The sequence below is a fragment of the Phaeobacter sp. SYSU ZJ3003 genome, assembly GCF_041300735.1.
GTDB classification, from domain to species: Bacteria; Pseudomonadota; Alphaproteobacteria; order Rhodobacterales; family Rhodobacteraceae; genus Phycobacter; species Phycobacter gallaeciensis_A.
Window position 1 is genome coordinate 1 of record NZ_PXNU01000055.1, and the last position, 869, is coordinate 869.

Here is an 869-nt window from a genome sequence, read left to right on the forward strand (position 1 = left end):
GTCCTGGCGCTTGGCGAAGTTGAACAGCTCCGGCGTCTCGTCGATGAACTTGGTGGTGTATTCATTGTTGAGGAAAGTCGGGTGCTTCAGCAGGTTCTCGACAAAGGCGATATTGGTGCTGACCCCGCGCACCCGGAATTCGCGCAGCGCCCGGTCCATGCGGGCAATCGCCTTTTCCGGGGTCGGCGCCCAGGCGGTGACCTTGGTCAACAGGCTGTCGTAATAGCGCGTGATCACCCCGCCCGCATAAGCGGTGCCGCCATCAAGGCGAATGCCCATGCCGGTGGCCGAGCGATAGGCGGTGATGCGGCCGTAATCGGGGATGAAGTTGTTGAGCGGATCCTCGGTGGTGACCCGGGTCTGCAGCGCATGGCCATTGAGACGAATTTCGGACTGGTCCGCCTTGCCGGTGGCTTCGGCCAGGGGCTTGCCTTCGGCGATCAGGATCTGCGCCTGCACGATATCGATGCCGGTGACTTCCTCGGTGACGGTATGCTCCACCTGCACCCGCGGGTTCACCTCGATGAAGTAGAACTTGCCGGTTTCCATATCCATCAGGAATTCGACGGTGCCGGCGCATTCGTAGTTCACATGGGCACAGATCCTGCGGCCCAGATCGCAGATCTCGGCGCGCTGCGCCTCGCTCAGGTAAGGCGCCGGGGCGCGCTCCACGACTTTCTGGTTGCGGCGCTGGACTGAGCAATCCCGCTCGAACAGATGATAGATCTCACCGTGCTTGTCGCCAAGGATCTGCACCTCGACGTGGCGGGCGCGGGTGATCATCTTTTCGAGATAGCCTTCGCCATTGCCAAAGGCGGCTTCGGCCTCGCGGCGCCCTTCCAGAACTTTCTCTTCCAGCTCAGCCTCGG

General features: G+C 61.9%; 1 pseudogene. It reads right to left on the bottom strand.

Annotated elements, in window-relative coordinates:
* Positions 1-869 (bottom strand): annotated as a pseudogene (locus tag C6W91_RS17440) (pyruvate carboxylase); the annotation flags it as partial.